Here is a 6,256-nt window from a genome sequence, read left to right as displayed (position 1 = left end):
GCCGCCGTGTTCGCCGTGACCATCACCGTACAGACCGGCTCCGCCTTCCTCGGGGCGGCCATGTTCCCGGTGGGCTTCTGCATGCTCTACCTGATGGGCTTCGATCTGCTCACCGGGGTCTTCGTCCTCACGCCGCTGGCCTGGCTCGACAAGCGCCCGGGGGTGACCATCAATCGCATCCTCAAGCACTGGGGAGTGGTCTTCACCGGAAATCTGCTCGGGGCCCTGACGGTGGCTTTCCTCATGGCGATCGTCTTCACTTACGGCTTTTCCACGCCGCCGGACGCAGTGGGCGTGGCGATTTCCGAAGTGGGCAAGGACCGTACCCTGGGCTACAAGGAGTTCGGCGCCGCCGGCATGCTCACGGTGTTCATCCGCGGCGTGCTGTGCAACTGGATGGTCTCTCTCGGCGTGGTCGGGGCGATGATCTCCACTACGGTGGGCGGCAAGGTAATCGCCATGTGGATGCCGATCATGCTGTTCTTCTACATGGGCTTCGAGCACTCCATCGTCAACATGTTCCTGTTCCCCTCGGCGCTGATGCTGGGCAGCGAGTTCTCGATCATGGACTACATGATCTGGAATGAGATCCCGGTGGTGATCGGCAACCTGATCGGCGGCCTGTCGCTGACCGGCCTGACGCTGTACGCCACTCACGTCCGCACCGCGCCGCTGCGCGAAATGTGAGCAGACGGCGTGCCAGCGAAGGAAACGACGGAGAAGGCGCGCTTGCGCGTCGCCCTGGGCCAGTGTTCGGCAAAGGGGCGCAAGCCGATCAACCAGGACTTCCACGGCGCCTACCTGCCTGACGAGCCGCAGCTTTCAAACAAGGGCATCGTGGTCGCGCTTGCCGACGGCATCAGCACCAGCACGGTGAGCCAGGTGGCAAGCGCGGCGGCGGTGAGGAGCTTCATCGAGGACTACTACTGTACCGCCGAGAGCTGGACGGTGAAGACCGCAGCGCAGCGGGTGCTGACGGCCACCAACTCCTGGCTGCATGCCCAGACCCGGCGCAGCGAGTACCGCTGGGACAAGGACCGCGGCTACGTCTGCACCTTTACCGCCCTGGTGTTGAAGTCGAGAACGGCCCACGTCTTCCATGTCGGCGATGCACGGCTCTATCGGGCGACCGGAGATGGCCTGGAGCCGTTGACCCGTGAGCATCGCACCTGGGTGGCACCGGACAGAAGCTACCTCAGCCGTGCCATGGGCGTCAGCGAGCAGTTGGAGATCGATTACCTGGCCGTGCCCATCACGGCGGGCGATCGCTTTTTGCTGATGACCGACGGCATCTACGAACACCTCAGCGAAGCGCGCATGTGCGCCGTTCTAACCGAGTACGAAAACGACCTGGACGCAGCGGCTCGCGCCCTGGTGGAGGCCGCTTACGAAAGCGGCAGCGACGACAACCTCACGGTGCAGGTGGTAAGGGTGGACGAGGTGCCGCTGGGGCATGCCGGTGAGCTGCATGGGGGAGATTCGGCCTTGCCGTTCCCGCCGCAGCTGGAGCCGCGCATGTGCTTCGATGGCTATCGTATCGTCCGTCAGGTGCACGCCAGCCAACGTAGCCATGCCTTTCTCGCCGTTGACCTCGACACCTCCGAGCGGGTGCTGCTCAAGACGCTGGCCACCGAACTGAGGGAAGATCCGGCCCACGTGGAACGCTTCCTGATGGAGGAGTGGATCGCCCGGCGCATCGACAGCCCCCACGTGGTGAAGGCGTATCGCGCCGAGCGGCGGCGCCGCTATCTGTACAGCGTGACGGAATACATCGAAGGATGCACGCTGGCTCAGTGGCAGCGAGACAACCCTGCCCCAGAGCTGGAAACGGTGCGCACCATCGTCGAGCAGGTGGCCCGGGGGCTGCGTGCCTTCCATCGCCTGGAAATGGTGCATCAGGACGTTCGGCCGGAGAACGTCATGATCGATGACACCGGCCATGCCACCCTCATCGACTTCGGCTCGGTACGCGTGGTCGGAATCGCGGAAAGCCGGCCGGGGCAGGACGGCGACCTGCTGGGCACGGCGGCGTACACGGCACCGGAGTGCTTTCTCGGCGAGCCGGCCACGCCGCGCTCCGATCAGTTCTCGCTGGCGGTGATGGCCTATCGCCTGCTTACCGGAGCCCTGCCTTACGGCACGCAGGTGGCCAAGACTCGCACCCGGGCGGCACAGCATCGTCTTGCCTTCCACTCCGCACTGGCAGTGAATCGCGACCTGCCGCCATGGTTGGACGAAGTGCTGAAAAAGGCGCTGCACCCACAGCCGGAGCGGCGCTTCGAGGCGCTTTCGGAATTCACCCATGAGTTGCGCAAACCCAGCGCCATGTTTCTGAAGAAGTCACGCCCACCGCTGCTCGAACGCGACCCGGTGCTGTTCTGGAAAGGGGTTTCCGCCGTGCTGCTGGGGGTTGTCCTGTTCCTGTTGTTGGAGTAGCCCGGCGTCTTCTGGTGCATCATGGGCCAGTTCATTTCGATGAACCGGTGGGCACGGAAGCGGATCCTGGCTAGGCTGAATGAGACGCCTGCAGGCTGTGTGTGAAACCTCTCGGGCGGGCAGGATGCCCTTTCGTACGGCAAGGAGCTGACATGAGTGACCTCGAGCAGAATAGCAGCTCGCTTTCCCGTTTTACCCGGCGCGTTCTGATAACCATCGGGCTGGTCAGCCTGGTGGCGGTCATGCTGTTGTTCGCCAGCCATCTCATCGACGTGCTGCTGCTGGTTTTCGCCAGCGTATTGGTGGCCGTGGCCATCGACGGTGCCGTTCGCCTGTGCCAACGCTACCTGCCACTGGGGCGACAATGGGCCCTGGCCTTGGCTCTGACGCTGATCAGTCTGATTCTGGTGGGGATGGGGGCGCTGATAGGGCCGCGCATCGGTGAGCAGTTGCCACAGCTGATCGCCGAACTGCCCGAGGCGTTCCTTCAGCTGTTGAACAATTTCCGCGAGTTGCCCGGCATCGAAACGGCCATGGCGGAAGTCGAGGACCCGGCCCAGCTCCTGGGCGAGCCGGTGATCGACTACTTCACCAACTTCTTTTCCACCACCTTCGGCGCCATCGCCAGTTTCTTCCTCATCCTGCTGATCGGCTTCTACTTGGTGCTCAGTCCGGCGAAGTATATCGGCAATGTGGTGCTGCTGTGTCCGCCGGCAAAGCGGGAGCGGGTGGCTAGGGTGCTGTGCCTGCAGGGGCGGGCGCTGCGGCTGTGGTTGCTGAGCCGGCTCGTCTCGATGGTGTTCGTGGGCGTTTCGGTGGCGCTGGGGCTGGCCTTCCTCGGCGTGCCCATGGCCGGTGCCCTGGGGTTGATCGCCGGGCTGTTCACCTTCATTCCCTATCTGGGACCGATCATCGGGGCCATTCCGACCCTTCTGATCGCCTTTCTCGAATCGCCGCAACTGGCGCTGTATGCCCTGATACTCTATTTCGTGGTCGAGACGCTGGAGTCGAACCTGGTCATGCCGCTGGCCGCCAAGGGGCTGGTGCGCCTGCCCCCGGCCTATACCGTCATCGTGCAGCTGGCCGGGGCGGCGGTGGCGGGGGTGGCCGGCGTAATCCTCTCGACGCCCATCGCGGTGGTGGCCGTTGTTACGCTGCAGGCGCTCTACATCAACGATGTGCTGGGCGATGAAATCGAGGTGCTGGGTGAGCGCCAGGAAACCTAGCGGGCCCGGAGCGGCCCGATGCGCCAGCGCTCAGGTACGGTAGACCAGTACCGTGAAGCTACGCCCCTCGATCTCTTCGAAGTTCTTGAGCTTTTCCAGTAGGTGCTGGTCGAGCCGCTTGCCTTCATGCAGCAGCAACATGCCGCTGGAGCAGTGGATGTCCTGGGCCAGGATCATGCCCGGTTTTACCTGGCTCGTTTCCAGCGATATGACCGCTTTGCCACCGGTTTGCAGGTCCGGCGTTTTTTCGACACACAGCTTGACGAATTCCTGGCACAGCTCGGGGTCGTAGATGCGTCCTGCAAACTTGCGCAGCAGTGACAAGGCCTGCGGGCGTGGCACCTCTCGTGGCAGCACCATGCCACGCTGAAGCTCGATGAAATCCACGGCCAGCCCCAGCAGGCGTGCTCCGTAGGGAATGTCACTGCCTTCCAGGCGATCGGGAAAACCGCTGCCGTTCCAGCGCTCGCGATGGTGGCGAATGATCTTGGCCGCTCTTTTCAGCTGAGGCATCGCCATCAGCTGGTTCTCGGCGTTGATCGGGTAATGCTGGTAGGTAGCCCGCTCATGGGCCGATAGCTGCTCGGACGGGGTGACGAGCAGATGATCGTCCCAAGTGAGCTTGCCCATGTTGTAGAGTTCGGCAGCCAGTTGCAGGTCGTGCTGCAAGGTATGATCCAGCGCGTGGGCCTCGCCGAAGGCGGTGACCAGGGCACGGACCTGATCGTTCGTCTGGAGATGGCGTGGCAACCGCTGATGGAGCAGATCGGCAATCGTGCGCGCAGTCGTCACATGCATGTGAAGCAGCTCGTCGTAAGCCGTATCCAGCATTTCACCGGTCTGCTTGAGCTCTTGCTGAGTGGCCTCGATGCGTTTCTCAAGCGTGGCGTTGAGGGCGAGCAGAGTCTGGTTCTCTTCCTGCAGCGCCATCTCGCGGCGCAGCCATTCGCGCTGGGTGGCGAGATGTTCCAGCGCCTGGCGAAGCAGCAGGCGAAGATTGTCATCGTCCCATGGCTTGGGAATACAGCCGTAGACATGCCCCTCGTCGACAGCACGCAGGGCATTTTCGAGGCCGGTGGAAACATCGCTCAGCAGCAGGCGAACACAGTCCGGCCATCGTTCCTGAACGAGCTCCAGCACTGCATGGCCATCCGGGCCTGGCATGAGCGAATCGCAAAGCACCACGTCGACGGGTTCACGCTCCAGGATCGTCAGGGCGGCCTGGGCGCTTTCCGCCTTCTGGGCGCGAAAGCCCACCAGCTCCACGATCGTGGAGAGCGACGCTAGCGTTTCGGGATCTTCGATCACCAGCAGCAGTGTTGCCGGCTCGGGATTGGCCTGAGCCGGCACCGGGTCTGGCTGGCGTTGTACGTCGTCTATCGTTTCGCCTTCCATGCTGTTCCCCCCCGAGGATGACGCAGTGAGCCTAATACGGCTTTAACTGCTCTATCGGCTCAGCGGGAGAAAGCTTTAGGAGAGGCGGTGGCTCAATTTTCCAGATGTGCCAATACGGTGTCGACGCTGCTCTTATCGACCACGCCACGCTCGGTATCGATACCCACATAGCTGACCACGCCATCCTCGGCGATCAGAGCGAAACGCAGGCTGCGAATGCCCATGCCGGCCCCGCTGGCGTCCTTCTCCATACCCAGGGCACGGGCCAGATCGGCGTTGCCGTCGGCCAGCATCAGGATCGCCTGGGCATTCTGATCCTTCTGCCAGGCGCGCATCACGAAGGCGTCGTTGACCGCCATGCAGGCCAGGGTATCGGCCTTCTCAAGCACCTTGTCGGCCTTGATCACGAAGCCCGGCATATGGGTATTGGAACAGCCGGGCGTGAAGGCGCCGGGAACGCCGAACAGCACGACACGCTTGCCGGCGAAGACCTCTTGCGTGGAGGTATCTTCAGGGCCGTCGGGTCCGATCGTCTTGATGCTGACGTCGGGAATCTTGTCACCTACTGAGATGGGCATAGGGCAACTCCTTGTGTGGGCTTGCGACACTCTAGCGTAGCTCGGCGAGCTAGCCTGGGGTTTTGCGGTTTCAACTGCCCTGGTAGGCGTCGAAGACTTCCTGGCCGGTCATGTTGTGGGTGTCGTTGGCAAAGTGGTAATACTCCGGCTTCTGGTCGATGAATATCTGGCTGTCGAAGTTCCAGGCTTCGCCGCCGTCAACCAGTCCCACCGGCACCGCATAGTGGTCGCCCGTCTTGAGGCGGTAGAAGAGGTGGGTGCCGCAGCGCTTGCAGAAGCCGCGTTCGGCCCACTCCGAGGAAGCGTAGATCGACACGTTGTCCTCGCCTTCGATTTCGACCTCGCTGACCGATTCCAGCGCGAGTAGCGGCCCGCCACCCCAGGTGCGGCACATGCTGCAATGGCAGGCACCGACATTTTGCTTGTGGGTGGCTACCGCCACTTTCACGGCACCGCACAGGCAGCTGCCGCGCGCATTCATTCCGTCCTTCATGGTTTCCTCCTGTAGCGCAAGGCGAAAGATGTCTCTGACCCCAGCAGTTTAGACACATCCGTGCCACGCGACTCGTTCGCTTTCCACGCTGGCAGGCCAAACGAGGGGGGGCAAAGGAAAGCCGGCGG

At 62.8% G+C, this 6,256-nt stretch carries 6 protein-coding genes; 3 read left to right on the top strand and 3 right to left on the bottom strand.

What is annotated here, in order from left to right; all coding sequences use genetic code 11:
- The 3 genes from AC2VNO_RS05520 to AC2VNO_RS05510 all read left to right on the top strand — a co-directional run.
- Window positions 1-687: formate/nitrite transporter family protein (locus AC2VNO_RS05520; protein ID WP_486933202.1), on the top strand; the 687-nt coding region annotated here is incomplete at its 5' end.
- Window positions 688-696: 9 nt separating this feature from the next.
- A complete protein-coding gene (locus AC2VNO_RS05515) occupies window positions 697-2,436 on the top strand; it encodes a bifunctional protein-serine/threonine kinase/phosphatase (RefSeq protein ID WP_486933201.1) in 1,740 nt (579 codons plus the stop codon).
- Window positions 2,437-2,588: 152 nt separating this feature from the next.
- Window positions 2,589-3,662, top strand: a complete 1,074-nt coding sequence (locus tag AC2VNO_RS05510; protein WP_486933200.1) for an AI-2E family transporter — start codon at window positions 2,589-2,591, stop codon at window positions 3,660-3,662.
- A 30-nt stretch (window positions 3,663-3,692) separates the two neighbouring features.
- On the opposite strand, the gene nosR is transcribed toward AC2VNO_RS05510, so the two are convergent.
- The 3 genes from nosR to AC2VNO_RS05495 all read right to left on the bottom strand — a co-directional run bounded on the left by nosR (window position 3,693) and on the right by AC2VNO_RS05495 (window position 6,128).
- Entirely contained in the window at window positions 3,693-5,057 is a 1,365-nt protein-coding gene (gene nosR, locus AC2VNO_RS05505; protein ID WP_486933199.1) for a response regulator c-di-GMP phosphodiesterase, NosR family, read from the bottom strand.
- A gap of 92 nt (window positions 5,058-5,149) precedes the next feature.
- Complete coding sequence (locus tag AC2VNO_RS05500) at window positions 5,150-5,635, bottom strand: redoxin family protein (RefSeq protein WP_486933198.1); 486 nt, start codon at window positions 5,633-5,635, stop codon at window positions 5,150-5,152.
- A 70-nt stretch (window positions 5,636-5,705) separates the two neighbouring features.
- Window positions 5,706-6,128, bottom strand: coding sequence for a GFA family protein (locus AC2VNO_RS05495; RefSeq protein WP_486933197.1), 423 nt, complete (start codon window positions 6,126-6,128; stop codon window positions 5,706-5,708).
- Window positions 6,129-6,256: the final 128 nt, after the last annotated feature.

Source organism: Halomonas sp. TH-94 (genome assembly GCF_057473365.1).
The sequence above is the reverse complement of the archived record's forward strand: the minus strand, read 5'-3'. Positions and strand labels throughout refer to the sequence as shown.